Origin of the sequence: Micromonospora rifamycinica (assembly GCF_900090265.1) — a bacterium.
In the GTDB taxonomy this organism is placed as follows: Bacteria; Actinomycetota; Actinomycetes; order Mycobacteriales; family Micromonosporaceae; genus Micromonospora; species Micromonospora rifamycinica.
In genome coordinates this window covers 4,242,642-4,258,971 of the sequence record NZ_LT607752.1, presented here as the reverse complement: position 1 = coordinate 4,258,971, position 16,330 = coordinate 4,242,642, and the positions used below count along the sequence as shown (strand labels likewise).

Below are 16,330 nucleotides of genomic sequence, written 5' to 3'. Positions count from 1 at the left end.
GATTCCCGACCGAACGAACCCCTGGAGCACGCTGTGCAGAACCTGGTCACCGATCTGCTGGTCACCCTCGCCTACGGGGTGGTCGGCGTCGTCCTGATGGCCATCGGCTACGTGCTGGTCGACGTGGCCACCCCGGGCAAGCTCCATGAGCTGATCTGGACCGAACGCAACCGCAACGCGGCGCTGCTGCTCACCTCGAACCTGGCCGGCGTCGGCATCATCGTGGTCGCCGCGATCGCCGCCAGCGAGGACGACTTCCTGCTCGGCCTGGTCGGTTCCGCCGCGTACGGGATCGTCGGCCTGGTCATCATGGCCCTGGCGTTCGTGCTGCTCGACGCGTTGACCCCGGGCAAGCTGGGCACGCTGCTGGTCGACCAGCAGCCGCACCCGGCGGTCTGGGTGTCGGCGGTGGTGCACCTCGCCACCGGCGCGATCATCGCCGCCGCCATCAGCTGATGACCACGGCGAAGCAGCCGGCGAAGCCGAAACAGAACGCCGGTGCCTGGGTCGTCTGGATCGTCCTCGGCCTGGTCGTGGTGGTCTGCGTGGGCAGCAGCATCTTCAACCGGGACTCCGGGGGCACCACCGTGCCCGCCCCGGCGGCCGACGAGCGCGCCGACACCGTGCCGCTGCTCGTGCAGGCGGCCGAGAGCCAGGGCATCTGCTACGGCTGGCGGCTGGAGAGGTCGTCCGGCGCGGAGGTGAGCGTCGGCTCCAACCTCGGCGACGGGGTGCCGGTGACCGAGGACGCCCGCTGCCCCCGGTGGGTGGAGGTCCGGGCCCGGGTCATGTACACCGCGGAGAGCAGTGAGAGCAACGACTGGGCGACGGTCACGGTCTCCGGCTCGGGCGACTTCTCCCGCGCCGACCTCTACGCCGTCGATACCGGCCTGACCCGGTTCGGCCTGCACGAGGACGTGTTCGTGGACGACCCGGGCTGGGCGATCTGCCGCGCCGCCGTGGCATTGCCGCTGCTGGTCGCCGAGACGGGGGCGGCACCACCGGCCGCCACCCCGTCCGCGGACCCCGACGCGGTGGCGGCCCCGCTGCCGGACACCGGCAGCGACTTCTGGCGCGACCGCTGGGGTACGGTGCTGGCCGCCGCCGGTCTGCTGCTGGTCGCCGCGCTGCTGATCACCGTCGGGTTCGTCCAGCGCGGCCGGCAGCGGGCGGCGGCCCCGGCCGGGCGTACCCGGGGGACACGGTGACCACGGTCGACGACACCCCGGCGGTCCGGCCGCGCTGGCGGCTGGCCCGCGCGGCGGTGCTGGTCGCGGTCTTCGTCTGCGCCGCCTGCGGCCTGGTGTACGAGCTGGCTCTGGTCGCGCTCGGCAGCTACCTGATCGGTGACACGGTCGGGCAGGCGTCGATCGTGCTCGGGGTGATGGTCTTCGCGATGGGGGTCGGCGCGCTGGTCGCCAAGCCGTTGCAGCCCCGGGCCGCCGCCGCGTTCGCGGTGATCGAGCTGACCCTGGCGCTGCTCGGCGGCCTGTCGGTGCTCGGCCTCTACGCCGCGTTCGCCTGGCTCGACCTGTACGGCCCGGCGCTGGTCGGCACCGCGTTCGTGCTGGGTCTGCTGATCGGCGCGGAGATCCCGTTGCTGATGGTGATGCTGCAGCGCATCCGTGAGCAGGCCGCCGGCAGTGCGGTCGCCGACCTGTTCGCCGCCGACTACGTCGGCGCGCTGCTCGGCGGGCTGGCCTTCCCGTTCCTGCTGATCCCGGTCTTTGGCCAGCTCAAGGGTGCCCTGGTGGTCGGCGCGGTGAACGCGGTGGCCGGTCTCGCCCTGGTCTGCACGGTGTTCCGCGCCGAGCTGAGCCGCCGGGCGCGGCTCGTGCTGGGCGCCGGCTCCGTCGTGGTCGCCCTCTGCCTGGGGTACGCCTGGGTCACCGCCGCCGACTTCGAGGTGACCAGCCGCCAGCAGCTCTACCGGGATCCGGTGGTGCACGCCGAACGCTCCCGTTACCAGGAGATCGTGTTGACCCGGTCGGTGCGCGAGGTCGGCCACCCCGACACCGACCTGCGGCTGTTCCTCAACGGTGACCTCCAGTTCAGCTCGATCGACGAGTACCGCTACCACGAGGCGCTGGTGCATCCGGCGATGCGCGGCCCGCGCGGCGAGGTGCTGGTCCTCGGTGCCGGCGACGGCCTCGCCGTCCGCGAGATCCTGCGCTATCCGGACGTGCGCCGGGTGACAGTGGTCGATCTCGACCCGGCGGTGGTGGCGCTGGCCCGCTCCGAGCCGCAGCTCCGCGCGCTCAACGGTGGCTCCCTCGACGACCCCCGGGTCCGGGTGCTGAACACCGACGCCTTCGGCTGGCTGCGTACCGCCACGGAACGCTTCGACGTGGTGGTCGCGGATCTGCCCGACCCGGACGAGACGGCCACCGCCAAGCTCTACACGGTCGAGTTCTACACGCTGATCCGCGCGGTGCTCGCCGAGGGCGGCCGGCTGGTGGTGCAGTCCGGGTCGCCGTACTTCGCTCCCCGGTCGTACTGGTCGATCGAGGCGTCGGTACGCGCGGCCGGTTTCGCCACCGCGCCGTACCACGTCGACGTGCCGTCCTTCGGTGACTGGGGATTCGTGCTCGCCGCCCCGGGCGGCACCCCGCCGGTGCTGGAGCTGCCGGCCGACGCGCCCCGGTTGCGGTTCCTCGATCCGGCGGTGCTGCGGGCGGCGGCGGCCTTCCCCGCCGACCGGGGCCGGCTGGACGTACCCGCCTCCACCCTGTTGCGGCCCAGGGTGCTCGACTACGCCCGCAGCGAGTGGCGCGGCTACTAGCCTCGGACTGGTGTCACCGTCGTCGCGCCGTCGGCTGCCACCGCGTGCGGTGGACGCTGCGGCGTACCTCCAGGCGTTCGTGCTGTCCGGGGTGGCGACGGTGCTGGTCACCCGGGCGTTCCTGCGGGCGACCGGCTACCCGCAGCTCGGCGGCGGCGGCCTGCACATCGCGCACGTGCTCTGGGGCGGCCTGCTGATGACCGTCGGCCTGGGCGTGGCGCTGGTGTTCCTCGGCGGGGCCGCCCGGATGGCCGGTGCGGTGCTCGCCGGGATCGGCTTCGGGCTCTTCATCGACGAGGTCGGCAAGTTCGTCACCGCCGGCACCAACTACTTCTACCGCCCGGCCGCCGGGATCATCTACGCGGTCTTCGCCCTGCTGGTGGTGATCACCCAGGCGCTGCGTGAACGGGTCCGGCTGACCCCCGGGGAACGGGTCGCGAACGCGCTGGACGTGATCGTCGGCGGGGTCGGCCGGGGGCTCACCGACCGGCGGCGGGTGGCCACCCTGCGGCTGGTCCGGGGCGCCGGCCCGGAGGTCGAGTCGGCGGTGTCCGCGCTGCTGGACGTGGTGCCGCGCCGGGAACCGCCGCCCCGGCGGTTCTGGCAGCCCTGGGTGGCCCGGCTGCGCGACGCGTTGGTCCGGCTGACCGCCCAGCGCTGGGTGGTCCTGCTGGTGGTCGCCTACCTGGTCGTCGAGCCGGTGGCGACGGTGGTGGTGGTGACCACCGAGGGGGTGACCGGCGAACTGGACCAGGCCGGCGAGTGGGGGGCGGTGCTCGGGGTGTCCGCCTCGGCGCTGGTCGCCGGGGTGTTGAGCATCCGCGCCGCGTTCCTGCTCCGCGACGACCGGCGGGCCGCGTTCCGGCTGTTCAAGCTGGCCCTCCTGGTCGACCTGCTGTTCGGGCAGATCTTCAACTTCACGGTCAACCAGTTCGACGCGGTGACCGGGCTGGGGGTGGACCTGCTGCTGCTCGCCGTGGTGACCGCCGAACACCGCCGGCTGGTCCGCGACTCCTGACCGGGGCGCGGCGCGACCCCCGCGGTCCGACTGCTCCGCGACGCCCGGGTGTCCGCGAACCCCGGGCCGTCCGTGAACCTGATCGGGTTCGGTCGCGGAGGCGCCCGTGGGGCGCGGGTGATTCGGCAGGTCCGTCACCGGGTACGGCACCGTCGTACCCGGTACGACGGGCCTGCGGACGTTACCGTGGTGCCGTGATCTAGGAAGGAGAATCATGGTCGATTCCCACAGCACGCCCGCTCGGACCCGTCCGGGTCTGGTGACACTCTCCAGCTATCTGCTGATGTTCTTCGCGGCGCTCCAACTGATCGGGTTGATCCTGACCCTCGCGATCAGCGGCAAACTCCGTCAGGCGTTCGAGGACGCGTTCGAGGGGACCGCCAGCGAGGTCGAGGGGCTCGGCACCGCCGTCGTGGTCTTCGCCGTCGGCGCGTCCGTCGTGCTGCTGCTCATCGCGCTGGCCCTCGTCGTCCTGGCGATCTTCAACAACCGGGGCAAGAACGGCAGCCGGATCGCCACCTGGGTGGTCGGCGGCATCATGGTCTGCTGCGTCGGCGGTGGGCTGGTCAACGGCGCCGCGGGCTTCAGCGGTTCCGCCGGCTCCACCTCCGGGGACGCGCCGAGCGCCGACGAGCTTGAGCGCAGCATGAACGCCGTGCTGCCCTCCTGGTACAACCCGGTCAGCACCCTGCTCGGGGTGGTCAGCCTGCTCGCCCTGCTGGCGGCGCTGATCCTGCTCGCCCTGCCGCAGTCCAACGAGTTCTTCCGCAAGCCCAAGGCGGGCTGGGAACCGCCGGTTCCGGGTGCCGCCTATCCGGCCGCTCCGGGCTACCCGGCTACCCCGGGCTACCCGGCCACGCCCGGCTACCCGCAGCCCGGTGCTCCCGGTCAGCCCGGTGCTCCCGGTCAGTCGGCCCCGGCCGGTCCGGGCTCCACCCCGGGCGTGCCGGACCAGTCCCCGCCGTCCGACGGCTCGTCCTGGTCGCCGCCGCCGTCGGGCGGGGAGCCGGACCGGCCCGCCGGAGGCAGCGGACCGGACGACCCGCAGCGGCCCGCCGGCAGCTGACGGGCGCGTAACAACGACAGCGACGATTCCCTCCGAGTAGGTTGCACACCGAGGCCTACCGGAGGGAATCGTCGTGTCGTACCCGGATCAGGTGGCGGTTCGCCGGCCGGCGGCCGTCAGCGCGGCGGCGGCGCTGCTCGGGCTGATGGCGCTGGCCGCCGGGGCCTACGCGGTGACCATCCTGCTCGCCCTGGGCGGCACAGTGGACCGGTTCCGTTCCGCCGCCGCCGGCACCGCCGCCGGGCCGGGGGACGTCGACGGCCTGGTCCGGCTGCTCCGGCTCAGCACGATCGGCGCGGCGGTGTTGACGGTGCTGGTGGGGCTGCTGCTGGTCGGCCTCGCCGGTGGGCTGCTCGCCCGGCGGCGGGCGGCCAGGATCATCGTCTGGGCGGTCTGCGGGCTGGGCCTGCTCGCCGGTGGGTGCGCGCTGGTCGTGCTGGCCGGGCAGCGGGCCGCGCCGGTGCGGTTGGGCGCTGGTGACCAGGGTGTCGCCGACCTGTTCGGCACCCTCGGGGAGGCCTACCCGTCCTGGTGGATCCCGGCGAACGCGGGGGTCTCGGCGGGTCAGGCCCTCGGCTACCTGGTGGTGGCCGTGCTGCTGGGCCTGCCGTCGGCGAACACCTGGTTCGCCCCCCACCGGCCGGTGCTCCCCACCCCGGCACCTGGCCCCGCCCCGGCAGCCGGCACCGCTGCACCCCACGGCACCACCCCCGTCCCCGCGCCACCCCACGGCACCGTCCCGCCGGCGCCGCCACACCGCTGAGGAGCAACAGTGACCGCCGACCGACCGGCCCGGGGCCGCCGCGCGCTGATCACCGGTGCCACCGCCGGTATCGGCGAGTCGTTCGCCCGGCAGCTCGCCGCCGAGGGCTGGGACCTCGTCCTGGTGGCCAGGGACGCCGACCGGCTCGCCACCGCCGCCGCCGAGACGGCCGACCGGCACGGCATCCGGGTGGAGACCATCCCGGCCGACCTGTCCACCGACGACGGCTGCGCCCGGGTGGAACGGCGGCTCGCCACCGGGGATCCGGTGCACCTACTGGTCAACAATGCGGGCACCAGCCTCAGCCGGCCGTTTCTGCGTTCCACCGTCGCCGACGAGATCCAATTGCTGCGGCTGAATGTCCATGCGGTGTTGCGGCTCACTCTGGCGGCCCTCGGCCCGATGACCACGCGCGGCGATGGGGCAGTGATTAATGTCTCTTCGGTCGCCGGATTCGGCCCGGTGATGCCGGGCTCCACCTATCCGGCCAGCAAGGCCTGGGTGACCAGTTTCAGCGAGTCGATCGGGCAATCGGTGCGCGCGTCGGGCGTACACGTGATGGCTCTCTGCCCCGGCTACACCCGAACCGGGTATCACGAACGCGCCGGCATCGACATGTCCAGCATGCCGGGCTGGATCTGGCTGCGGGCCGACGACGTGGTCGCCGAAGCCCTGCGTGACCTGCGGAAAGGCAAAACCGTCAGCGTTCCTGACTGGAGGTACAAGCTGGCCGTGGCCAGCCTGCGGCACGTGCCGCGCCGGCTGTTGCGCAGCGCCTTCCGGGACCGGCGGGGGCGGGTCGACCCGACCGGGCGGTGAGTTTCCGCCGGTGCCGGACGACGCCCGGTCGGCCTGACATCGAACCACAACTCTGTCCGTGTGATCGCGCAGCGTAGCCGTCCATCGCCAGCCATCGGTCGCTCATGCGACGGATCCGGGTGGGCCGCACACACGTCGCACAGACTTGAGCAGTACCCTCTATCGGCATGGGGGACCACGACGACCTGCGTAAATTCATCACTGACCTGGCTGTGGTCCATGGCCGGGTCGTGCTCTCCTCGGGGCGGGAGGCGGAGTGGTACGTCGATCTGCGTCGCGTGACTCTCCATCACCGGGCCGCTCCCCTGGTCGGTCGGGTGATGCGGGAGCTGACCGCCGACTGGAATTACGACGCGGTCGGTGGGTTGACCCTGGGTGCCGATCCGATCGGCATCTCGATGTTGCACGCCGCCGCGGAGACCGCTCGCCCCCTGGACGCCTTCGTCGTCCGCAAGGCCGGCAAGGCGCACGGTCTCCAACGGCGGATCGAGGGTCCTGAGGTGGCCGGCCGGCGGGTACTGGCGGTGGAGGACACCTCGACGACGGGCGGCAGCGTGCTGACGGCCGTCGAAGCTCTACGCGAGGCCGGGGCGGAGGTCGTGGGTGTGGCGGTCGTCGTCGATCGGGGCGCCGGCGACGTGGTACGAGCCGCCGGACTGCCGTATCGGGCGGCCTTTACGTTGGCTGACCTCGGCCTTGTGGCGTAAAAATTTGCCGATTCGGATCTGCTGATATGCAGGCGGATCGATGCTGCTGGTGGAAGGATGGAATACGTGGGAACTGCGTTGGCTGAAATGACCATGCCTCAGATCTCGCCGCTTGCCGGCGAGCCGATCGAACGTGCCGACGCCGAGCGGCTGGCGGGGGTCCTCAAGGCCCTCGCCGACCCCGCCCGGCTGCGGCTGCTCAGCCTGATCCAGTCGGCGCCCGAGGGCGAAGCGTGCGTGTGTGACCTCACCGCGCCGCTCGGCCTCTCGCAGCCGACGGTCAGCCACCACCTCCGCATCCTCACCGAGGCCGGCTTGCTGGAGCGGGAGAAGCGTGGTGTGTGGGCCTACTACCGGCTGGTGCCGTCGGCGATCGCCACGATCGCCGACCTCCTCACGCCGCCGCGCAAGCGGGCCACCAAGAAGGCCCGCTGACTGCACCCGTCGCCCCCGCCGGGGGCGGCGTCCGATGGCGTACCAGGGGTGGCGTCATCGGGTGGTGACGGCTGCCCGTCACCGGTCAGTTCGCTGATCCACCACCGTGCCCGCGGTGGAGTACGTGCACGCGACAGCCGGCCCTCTCCCCGGGGGCCGGCTGTTCGTCGTCCCGCATCCGCCGGTCAGCGGCCCTGCCCGTGCTCCGGGTACCGCCCGCTCTCCGACGGCGGCTGGGGCCGCCCGTAGGTCTGCGGCGGGAACTGCTGGTCGGGGCCGTGCGCCCCGCCGGACTGCCCGCCGCCGTAGGGCTGCTGCTGCCCGTCGTAGGGCTGCCCGGACTGCGGCTGGTCGTGGTGGTGGTGCTCGACGGCGTCCCGGACGGCCTCGACCGCCCCGACCGCGCTCGCGGCGGCGATCACGGCGACGGCCTCACCGCGCCGACGCGCCTTACGGTCGCGCAGGAACTCGAAGAAGATCGGCAGTACCGAGATCAGGATGATCAGCGCGACCACCGGCAGGATGTACCGGTCGATCTTGTCGCCGATGGCGCTGTAGATCTGGTCGGCGAGCAGGTAGCCGATCAGCAGGATGCCGTCCACCCAGAGGATCGCGCCGACGACGTTCCAGAGGAAGAACTGCTTCGCCGGCATGCCGAGCGCACCCGCCACCGGGTTGAGGAACGTCCGCACGATCGGAATGAACCGGGCCAGCACCACGGCCTTGGCCGGGCCGAACTTCTGGAAGTAGAACTCCGCCTTCTCCACGTACTCCTTCTTGAAGAGCCGGGAGTTGGGGCGCTCGAACATCTTGCGGCCGTACCGGGCGCCGAGCCAGTGCCCGAGCTGGGCACCGGCGATCGCGCAGAGCGGGCCGCCGATCAGCAGCCCGGCCAGGGAGAGCCGGGTGCCGCTGCCGAAGATCGCGTCAGCCACCGGCGACGCGGCCACCCCGGCCAGGAACAGCAGCGAGTCGCCGGGGAAGAAGAACCCCACCAGCAGGCCGGTCTCGGCGAAGAGGATCACCCACACGCCGACCAGACCGAAGGTCTGGAGCAGATCCTTGGGGTCGAGCGGATTCAGCGCGACCGTCTCGGCGACCACCCGCGTCTTCTCACCTGTGTCCACGGCCACACACCATACCGAGCCCGGGAGGCGCCGGTCGCGGCACGCGTCCCTCCGGCCGGCGACTCACCCCACCGGACCCGCCCGACCCGGCCACCGAGCGCCGGGCCGGGCCGGTCCGGTCAGGCCACGAAGCGCGACCGGCGACGCCGGGCCGCCAGGTAGCTGCCGACCCCGGCCACCAGCAGCAGGCCGCCGACGGTGGCCACCAGGCCGGTCGGGGAACCGGTGATCGGCAACGAGCCGTCGTCGCCGCCCTGGCCACCCGAGGCGGGGTTCACCAGGATCCTGGCGGTGTCGTTGCGCGGGTCGAGGTCCTCGGTGTCCTGCGGGCCGTAGAGCAGCTCGGTCGTGCCGGTCAGGGTGCCCGCCCGGTCGATGCGGAACGAGAACGGCAGGGCGACCTTCCCTCCGGGGTGGATGACGTCGTACTGGTAGCAGAGGTAGGCGCGGGCACCCGGCCGACCGCCCTCCTCGTCCTGGATGTCGGCGTCGAGGCAGTTCCTGGGTGCCTTGACGGCGGTGACTCCCTTGGGCACGGTCATCTTGACGATGGTGTAGAAGTCGCGGCCACCGTTGGACGACGAGGCCGGTCCCCGGTTGGTGTAGCCGATCGTGACCGGCACGGTCGCGCCCACCTTGGCGGTGACGCGCACCTCGTCGGCGGCCAGGTCGGCCCGCAGGTTGCCGGTGACGGTCAACTCGACGGCGGTGTCGTTGTCGGTCGGCTCGACGTCGGTCTGCGCCGCCCGGGAGGTGCCGCCGGGCAGGCGCGCACCGGTCGGCTCCAGCCGCAGCACACCGCCGGTGCCCTGCTGGTCGAGGGTGTACCTGGACTGCACGTCCGCCCAGTCCTGCGGGGTGAACCAGGTGGCGGTGCCGGTCTGGGTGTTCGGTGCCGAGACGTCGCCGGGCACGGTGACCCCGAAGCCGCCCCCGACCCGGAACGCCCGGCCCGGCGCGATCTCGTCGTCGAAGGTGCAGACGAACAGGTTCGGCGTCCAGTTGGTCAGGCCGCCCCTGCTGCCGTAACGACAGTTCTGGTAGCGCTTCGACGGGGTGAGGCCGTACATGGCCGATACCAGGAGCACCACCCCCCGCGCGGTCTGCTGACCCCGGTTGCCGACCGACAACCCCACCGGCACGGTGGCACCGGGGCCACCGGTCAGCGTCACCGTCGGACCGGCCACCAGATCGACCCCCTCACCGATCAGGACGGTCGAGGCGGTGCTGCTCGTGCCCGCCGCGGTGGTCGTCACGGTGAACCGGATCCGGCCCTCCTGATCCACCCGGGCACCCGGGCGGGGGCGCACCGACAACGCGAGCAGCTCGGGCGCGTCCTCCTGGTAGGCCGTGCAGGTCAGCACGGTGCCGGCGCGGGTGCAGGCCGGGGCGGCGGGACCGCGAACCTCGGCGAAGGCGTCGACCGCGCCGAAGTCGACGGTGATGGCGTAGCTGTCCCGGAGTTTCTCGCCCGACGTCCGCAGGACCACCGTCCTGTCGGGTCCGCCCGGGGCCAGGGTGACGTTGTCGGCGGAGATGGTGAACCCGGCCGCCACGACCCCGCCGGGGGTGGCTCCGGGGCTGGCCGGGGCGGCGGGCGCGGGGGCGGCGGTGGCGACGACACACACGCCCACCACACCGAGTCCGGCCAGCCAACGACGCATCGCGTGCTTGCGCATCAGCGGATCCTGTCCTGAGAGGAAGGGCTACGGCGGTCGTCGCAGCCTAGGGAATCCGTCCCGGCCGGGGCGTCCCGCGACGAAGGGTGGCGACGGAACGGACCGAACGACCGGCGATTCCACCCCAACGGCCCGGGTACCCCGCCCGGTCGACCCATCACGGCACGCTCAGCAGCCCCGGGACCGACGGTCAGAGCCGGGGGTCGACCGGCTCCGACTCGCAGGCGAGGATCGCGAAGACCAGTGCGTGCCGCCGCCACAGCGGGACGTCGGCGACGTACCCGTCCAGGGCGGCCAGGCCGAGCGCGTGCTCGCGCAGTGCCAGCCCCCGCTTGCGGCCCAGCGAGCGGCGACGCAGCGCGGCGAGCTGGGCCGGATCGGTGTACCCGGGGCCGTAGATGATCCGCAGGTACTCCCGGCCCCGGCACTTGATCCCCGGCTGGAGCAGCGAACCCCGCGCCGACCGGGCCGCCGGGCCGGCGTACGGCTTGACCACCATCCCCTCGCCACCGGCCGCGGTCAGCGTCGACCACCAGTCGGTGGCCGCCGCCACCGCCGAGGCGTCGGACAGCTCCACCACCTGTCGCCGGGTCGGGGTGAAGAACTCCGGATCGGCGGCGCAGAGCCGGTCGGCCAACGCCAGGTGCCAGCCGTGGTCCCGGTCGGTGAAGGTCACCTTCGCCCCGGCCAGCACCGCGAACGGCGCCAGTGTCACCCCGCGCAGCCCCTCGACGGGGGCCACGTACGCCCGGTAGGCCGCCGAGTACGCCTCGATCTCCGCCCGACGGGCCGTCATCCGGTCCCGCAGCGCGTCCACCGGCAGCCCCCGGGCCGCCGCCGCGTCCAACGCGTCCAGCGCCGCCGGCAACACCGCCCGCCCGGCCGCGCCGACCCCGGCGTACTGCTCGCGGATCAGCCCGTCCGCCTTCGCCGACCAGGGCAGCAGCTCACAGTCCAGCAGCAGCCGGTCGGTGCCCAGCTCGTCCCACAGTCCGGCCGCGCCGACCGCCGCCCGGACCCGGTCCAGCAGCTCCCCGTCCAGCGGCGGGCCGAAGAACGGCCGACCGGTCCGGGTGTGCACCACCCCACCGCCGAACGGCCCCGGCTCCCGCTCGACCAGCACCACCGCCCGGGAACCCATGTGCTTCTCCTGGCACACCACCCGTTCCACCCCGGCCGCCCGGTAGTCCGCGAACGCCTGCGTCGGGTGCTCCAGGAACCCCGCCACGGTCGACGTCGAACACGGGGCCATGGTCGGCGGCAACCAGACCAGCCGACCCGGGTCCACCGCGAACCGGCTCATCACCTCCAGCGCGGCGGCGGCGTTCTCCGCCGGCACGGTCAGCGTCCCGTAGGCGTGTTCCAGGTGCCGCCGCCCGGCCACGTCGGCGAGGTCGAGCACGGTGTCCGGGCGGGTCGGCGGGCTGACCAGCGGCCGGGCCGGGGCGTACCACTCCCGTCGGGCGTCGACCGAGACCAGCTCCCGTTCCGGGTAGCGCAGCGCGGTGAGCTTCCCGCCGAAGACGCAACCGGTGTCGACGCAGATCGTGTTGTTGACCCACTCCGGCACCGGCGTCGGGGTGTGCCCGTACACGACGGTCGCCGCACCCCGGTAGTCGCGCGCCCACGGGTAGCGCACCGGTAGGCCGTACTCGTCGGTCTCGCCGGTGGTCTCGCCCCAGAGCGCGAACGAGCGGACCCGGCCCGACGCGCGGCCGTGGTAGGCCTCCTTCAGGCCGGCGTGCGCCACCACCAGCCGGCCGCCGTCCAGCACGAAGTGGCTGACCAGGCCGTCGATGAAGCTCGCCACCCCGGTCACGAACGCCGGGTCCTCGGCGTCGAGCTGCGCCATCGTCTCGGCCAGGCCGTGGGTGAGCTTGACGTCCTGGCCCCGCAGCTTGCGCAGCAGCTTGTGCTCGTGGTTGCCCGGCACGCAGATCGCGTGCCCGGCCGCCACCATGCCCATCACCAGGCGCAGCACGCCGGGGGAGTCCGGGCCGCGGTCCACCAGGTCACCCACGAAGACGGCGGTACGACCACCCGGGTGCGCCGCGTCCACCGGGCGACCCGCGTCGTCGCGGTGCAGCACGAAGCCGAGCCGCTCCAGCAGCTCCTCCAGCTCCGCCCGGCACCCGTGCACGTCACCGACGATGTCGAACGGCCCGGTCAGCTCCCGCCGGTCGTTGAACAGCTTCTCCAGCCGGATCCGCGCGGCGTCGATCTCCTCGACCCCGCGCAGCACGTGCACCCGGCGGAACCCCTCCCGCTCCAGGTGCCCGTACGACCGGCGCAGGTCCCGCTGCATCCGGGCCAGCACCTGCCGGCCGTGCGTGCGGTCGGCGCGGGCCTCGGTCCGTTCCCAGGCCAGCGCCTCCGGCACGTCCAACACGATCGCCACCGGCAGCACGTCGTGCTCCCGGGCCACCCTGACCAGCCCGGCGCGGGCGTGCGGCTGGAGGTTCGTGGCGTCGACCACGGTGAGCCGGCCCCGCCGCAGCCGGACCCCCGCCACGTGGTGCAGCGCCGCGAACGCGTCGGCCGAGGCGGACTGGTCGTTCTCGTCGTCGGCGACCATCGCCCGGAAGGCGTCCGAGGCGAGCACCTGGCTGGGGGCGAAGTGCCGGGCGGCGAAGGTGGACTTGCCCGAGCCGGAGACACCGACCAGCGCCACCAGGGCGAGTTCCGGAATGTCGAGGGTGGTCATCGGGTCGCCTCCCGGCTGCCCACGGCGGTGAGGACGGCGAGCTGGGTGGGGTGGCCGAGCTCGGGGTCGTGGTCGCCGACCCCGCTGATGGTGGCCGTGTAGCCGTGCTCGGCGGCCACCCGGTCGATCCACGCCGCGAACTCGGCACGGGTCCACTCGAAGCGGTGGTCGGGATGCCGGAACCGGCCCGCCGGCAACCCCTCGTACCGCACGTTGTACTCGGCGTTGGGGGTGGTCACCACGACCGTGCCCGGCCGGGCGTGCCCCAGCACGGCGTCCTCCAACGCGGGCAGCCGCGCCGGATCCAGGTGCTCGACGACCTCCATCAGCACCGCCGCGTCGTAGCCGCGCAGCCGGTCGTCCCGGTAGGTCAGCGCCGACTGCCACAGCCGGACCCGGTCCTGCTGCCGCTGGGGCAGCCGGTCCAGCCGCAGCCGGCGGGCGGCCATGGTCAATGCCTGCGGGGCGACGTCCACCCCCACCACCTCGGTGTAGCGGCGGTCGGCGAGCAGCGCGGTGAGCAGCGCGCCACCGCCACAGCCCAGGTCCACCACCCGGGTCGCGCCGCTGGCCGCCAACGCGGCGAGCACCGCCTCGCGTCGCCGCACCGCCAGCGACGCCCGCCGGGGGTCGCCGTCCGCCGGGCCGGCGGCCTCGTCGACACTGTCGTCCGCCGCGGGTACGTCGGCCAGCCGCAACTCGGCCAGCCGGGCCAGCGCCTGCCCGGCCAGCGCCCGGCGGTGCGCCAGGTAACGCCGGGTGATCAACGCCCGTTCGGGGTGGTCGGCCAGCCAGCCGGCCCCGGCCCGCAGCAGCTTGTCGATCTCGTCCGGGGCGACCCAGTAGTGCTTGGCGTCATCCAGCACCGGCAGCAGGACGTACAGGTGGTTGAGGGCGTCGGCGAGCCGGACCGTGCCGGTCAGGCCGAGGTCGACGTACCGGCTGTCACCCCATTCGGGGTGCTGTTCGTCGAGCGGGAGCGGGGCTGCGGTGACCGCCCAACCGAGCGGGGCGAACAGCCGTACCGCCAGCTCCGCACCGCCCCGGCAGCGCAGCACCGGCACCCGGATGCCCAGCGGGATCGCCGTGCCGGCCAGCTCCGGCCGCTCCCGGGACACCCCGCGCAGCGCGGAGCGGAACACCGTGGACAGCGCGGAGGACAGCAGGCTGGACGCGGCGTAGGCGCGGTCGTTGACGTACTGCCCGAGGGTGAAGTGCTCCGGGGTGGACGCGCTCCGCCGCCGCCCCACCCCGAGTCGCTGCGGATCGACCTCGACCAGCAGGGCGGCGGTGCACCGCTGCTCCGTGGCCTCCGGATAGAACACGTGCGCGGTGCCCGCTGGCAGGTCGAACTCCTGCACCCGGTCGGGGTGCTTGACCAGCAGGTAACCGAGATCGGTCGCAGGCCGGTGGGTGGTGGTCAGGGTGAGCAGCACCCGCCCATGATCCCAGCGCGGCCGTTCCGGCGTCGTCCTGAATTCCTCCGGGACCGCCCACCGTCAGGGCAACCGGCGGGAGCAGGTCCGTGGACGGTGCAACGGAACACCCCGCCGACCGGGGTGGGTCGGCGGGGTGTCGGAGGTGCAGCGGAGATCAGGCCACGAAACGGGTCCGGCGGCGGGCCAGCAGGTAGCCGCCGACGCCGATGGTGAGCAGGAGGCTGGCGAGGACGACGAGGGGCACGGTGGCGCTGCCGGTGATCGGCAGCGAACCGTCACCGTCCGGATCTCCGGCACCGCCACCGTCGGCGGCCGGCAGGAACACGATCTCCGCCCGGTCGTTGCGGGGATCGGTGTCACCGTCGAGGCCGGTGGTCACCGCCCCGGCGGTCCGTCGGGTCAACCGGTCGACGCGCAGCGTCATCTCGTACGAGTAGGTCTCCCCGGGACGGATGAGGTCTCCGTGGGCGATGCAGCCGTAGGACCGGGCACCGGGCTCGCCTCCGTCGCCGGTCCACTCCCCGTCGGAGAACGGGTGGCAGTACCAGATGATGTCGACCACCGTCAGGCCGTCCGGGATCTCGACCTGCACCAGGGGAGATTCCCGCCAGGACTCCACGATCGTCGGGCCCAGGTTGCGGAAGCCGATGGTCATCTTCACCCGGTCACCGACCCGCACCCGGGCCTCGTCGCCCAGGGCGGTCCCGTCCGCTGTCCGGTCGCCGGTGATGGTCACCCGGAGGTCGGTCCAGCTGTTCCGGACAGCGGTATCGGTCCGCGCCGCGGACGGTTGGGCGACCAGGCGCAGCTCGACGCCGTTGCCGGGAGTGTCGGGCGGTTTCGGGGCGGTCGGGTCCTTCTCGACCAGCGCCCAGTCGTCGGCGGTCCACCACTGGAGCCGGTTGGTGAGCACCAGGCCGCTGCGGGCAATGCTGTTCACCCTGAACGGCAGCGGATCCGAGAGGCGGTACGTGACGCCGGGTTCGAGTTCCGTGTCGAAGTGGCAGACGAGCGGGGTGCCCTCCTGCCACCGGCAGTTCCGGAAGTTGTCGCGGTACGTCAACAGCCAGTCCGGGCTCATGGTGAGTACGACACCGCGTTCGGGTCCGGGGCCGGCGTTGCGGACGGTACTGGTGACGTCGAGCAGGTCGCCGGGCTCGGCGCTCAGCTCCGTCTTCGCTGCGGTCTGAAGGTCGACCCCTCCGACGACGGTCAACGTGGTGGTCCGGGTGCCGTGGGTTCCCGACAACGTCACGTCGAAGTGAAGCTCGACCCGGGTGTCCAGTGGCGCATCGGACCGGGCGTCGATCTGGAAGAACAAGGTGGGGTACACATTCGAGTTGGCCCGCGTGCCCTTTGGGGCGGTGCAGCTGAGGTGCTTGTCGGGTTGGGCGCAGCTCCAGCCGTCGCCCGAGGTGGTGAGGCGGCCGACCTTCTCCAGCCCGGACAGCTCCAGGTCGAGGTGGAGAGGCTCGGCATGGGGAACGAGGGTCTCGATGCGGACCTGGCCCGAGGTGCTGTGCCCGGGGGCGACCAGCAGGTCCCGTGATTCGATCCGCACCTGGCCGGGTGTGGCGGCGGTGGAGGGGACCGCGCCAGCGGCCATGGCGGGTGTGGCCGCGGCGCCGCCGAACACGCCGACGACGACGAACGCGGCGAACCAGCGCCGCGGGTGGTGCCGGAGCATGACGACCGCCTTCCGGATGGGTTACGGAAAGTGGTCAGCCTCTCACGCTGTTCGTGCTTCCGTTGTCCCGCCACGCCCGCCGACGACGCCTTCCGGCCGTATCT

At 72.9% G+C, this 16,330-nt stretch carries 13 protein-coding genes and 1 pseudogene; 9 read left to right on the top strand and 5 right to left on the bottom strand.

What is annotated here, in order from left to right:
* Window positions 1-33 precede the first annotated feature (33 nt).
* The 9 genes from GA0070623_RS17645 (at window position 34) to GA0070623_RS17605 (ending at window position 7,590) form a co-directional block, all read left to right on the top strand.
* Window positions 34-456: a DUF350 domain-containing protein gene (locus tag GA0070623_RS17645; protein WP_067309980.1), complete on the top strand. Its 423-nt coding sequence runs from the start codon at window positions 34-36 to the stop codon at window positions 454-456.
* Window positions 456-1,208, top strand: coding sequence for a hypothetical protein (locus tag GA0070623_RS17640; protein WP_067309982.1), 753 nt, complete (start codon window positions 456-458; stop codon window positions 1,206-1,208). The genes GA0070623_RS17645 and GA0070623_RS17640 overlap by 1 nt, the downstream gene beginning before the upstream one ends.
* Window positions 1,205-2,782: a polyamine aminopropyltransferase gene (locus tag GA0070623_RS17635; RefSeq protein ID WP_067309985.1), complete on the top strand. Its 1,578-nt coding sequence runs from the start codon at window positions 1,205-1,207 to the stop codon at window positions 2,780-2,782. The genes GA0070623_RS17640 and GA0070623_RS17635 overlap by 4 nt, the downstream gene beginning before the upstream one ends.
* Window positions 2,783-2,816: 34 nt before the next feature.
* Entirely contained in the window at window positions 2,817-3,800 is a 984-nt protein-coding gene (locus tag GA0070623_RS17630) for a hypothetical protein (RefSeq protein ID WP_067310036.1), read from the top strand.
* A gap of 214 nt (window positions 3,801-4,014) precedes the next feature.
* Window positions 4,015-4,866, top strand: a complete 852-nt coding sequence (locus GA0070623_RS17625; protein WP_231932440.1) for a hypothetical protein — start codon at window positions 4,015-4,017, stop codon at window positions 4,864-4,866.
* Window positions 4,867-4,939: 73 nt separating this feature from the next.
* Entirely contained in the window at window positions 4,940-5,629 is a 690-nt protein-coding gene (locus tag GA0070623_RS17620; RefSeq protein WP_084261383.1) for a hypothetical protein, read from the top strand.
* A gap of 9 nt (window positions 5,630-5,638) precedes the next feature.
* Complete coding sequence (locus GA0070623_RS17615; protein ID WP_089004097.1) at window positions 5,639-6,448, top strand: SDR family NAD(P)-dependent oxidoreductase; 810 nt, start codon at window positions 5,639-5,641, stop codon at window positions 6,446-6,448.
* A gap of 167 nt (window positions 6,449-6,615) precedes the next feature.
* Window positions 6,616-7,155 (top strand): orotate phosphoribosyltransferase, encoded by a 540-nt coding sequence (pyrE, locus tag GA0070623_RS17610; protein ID WP_067309992.1) that lies wholly within the window; start codon window positions 6,616-6,618, stop codon window positions 7,153-7,155.
* A 57-nt stretch (window positions 7,156-7,212) separates the two neighbouring features.
* Window positions 7,213-7,590 carry an ArsR/SmtB family transcription factor gene (locus GA0070623_RS17605; RefSeq protein ID WP_007454255.1) on the top strand — a complete coding sequence of 126 codons (378 nt, stop codon included), beginning with the start codon at window positions 7,213-7,215 and terminating at the stop codon, window positions 7,588-7,590.
* 335 nt (window positions 7,591-7,925) lie between these two features.
* Here the strand turns inward: GA0070623_RS17605 and GA0070623_RS17600 are convergent.
* From GA0070623_RS17600 to GA0070623_RS17580, 5 genes and pseudogenes are all read right to left on the bottom strand, one after another.
* A pseudogene (locus GA0070623_RS17600) lies at window positions 7,926-8,723 on the bottom strand (DedA family protein); the annotation flags it as partial.
* Window positions 8,724-8,836: 113 nt separating this feature from the next.
* Window positions 8,837-10,396 carry an LPXTG cell wall anchor domain-containing protein gene (locus tag GA0070623_RS17595; RefSeq protein ID WP_067309995.1) on the bottom strand — a complete coding sequence of 520 codons (1,560 nt, stop codon included), beginning with the start codon at window positions 10,394-10,396 and terminating at the stop codon, window positions 8,837-8,839.
* A 190-nt stretch (window positions 10,397-10,586) separates the two neighbouring features.
* Window positions 10,587-13,100 (bottom strand): polynucleotide kinase-phosphatase, encoded by a 2,514-nt coding sequence (locus GA0070623_RS17590; RefSeq protein WP_067309999.1) that lies wholly within the window; start codon window positions 13,098-13,100, stop codon window positions 10,587-10,589.
* Window positions 13,097-14,536, bottom strand: coding sequence for a 3' terminal RNA ribose 2'-O-methyltransferase Hen1 (locus tag GA0070623_RS17585; protein ID WP_067310002.1), 1,440 nt, complete (start codon window positions 14,534-14,536; stop codon window positions 13,097-13,099). The genes GA0070623_RS17590 and GA0070623_RS17585 overlap by 4 nt, the downstream gene beginning before the upstream one ends.
* A gap of 157 nt (window positions 14,537-14,693) precedes the next feature.
* Window positions 14,694-16,226, bottom strand: coding sequence for an LPXTG cell wall anchor domain-containing protein (locus tag GA0070623_RS17580; protein WP_067310006.1), 1,533 nt, complete (start codon window positions 16,224-16,226; stop codon window positions 14,694-14,696).
* Between the last annotated feature and the right edge of the window lie 104 nt (window positions 16,227-16,330).

What these genes read in the sequence shown, in the direction of transcription:
- GA0070623_RS17640 (WP_067309982.1), top strand. Translation starts at nt 456, where the DNA reads ATGACCACGGCGAAGCAGCCGGCGAAGCCGAAACAGAACGCCGGTGCC.
- GA0070623_RS17625 (WP_231932440.1), top strand. Translation starts at nt 4,015, where the DNA reads ATGGTCGATTCCCACAGCACGCCCGCTCGGACCCGTCCGGGTCTGGTG.
- pyrE (WP_067309992.1), top strand. Translation starts at nt 6,616, where the DNA reads ATGGGGGACCACGACGACCTGCGTAAATTCATCACTGACCTGGCTGTG.
- GA0070623_RS17605 (WP_007454255.1), top strand. Translation starts at nt 7,213, where the DNA reads ATGGAATACGTGGGAACTGCGTTGGCTGAAATGACCATGCCTCAGATC.
- GA0070623_RS17595 (WP_067309995.1), bottom strand. Translation starts at nt 10,396, where the DNA reads ATGCGCAAGCACGCGATGCGTCGTTGGCTGGCCGGACTCGGTGTGGTG.
- GA0070623_RS17590 (WP_067309999.1), bottom strand. Translation starts at nt 13,100, where the DNA reads ATGACCACCCTCGACATTCCGGAACTCGCCCTGGTGGCGCTGGTCGGT.
- GA0070623_RS17580 (WP_067310006.1), bottom strand. Translation starts at nt 16,226, where the DNA reads ATGCTCCGGCACCACCCGCGGCGCTGGTTCGCCGCGTTCGTCGTCGTC.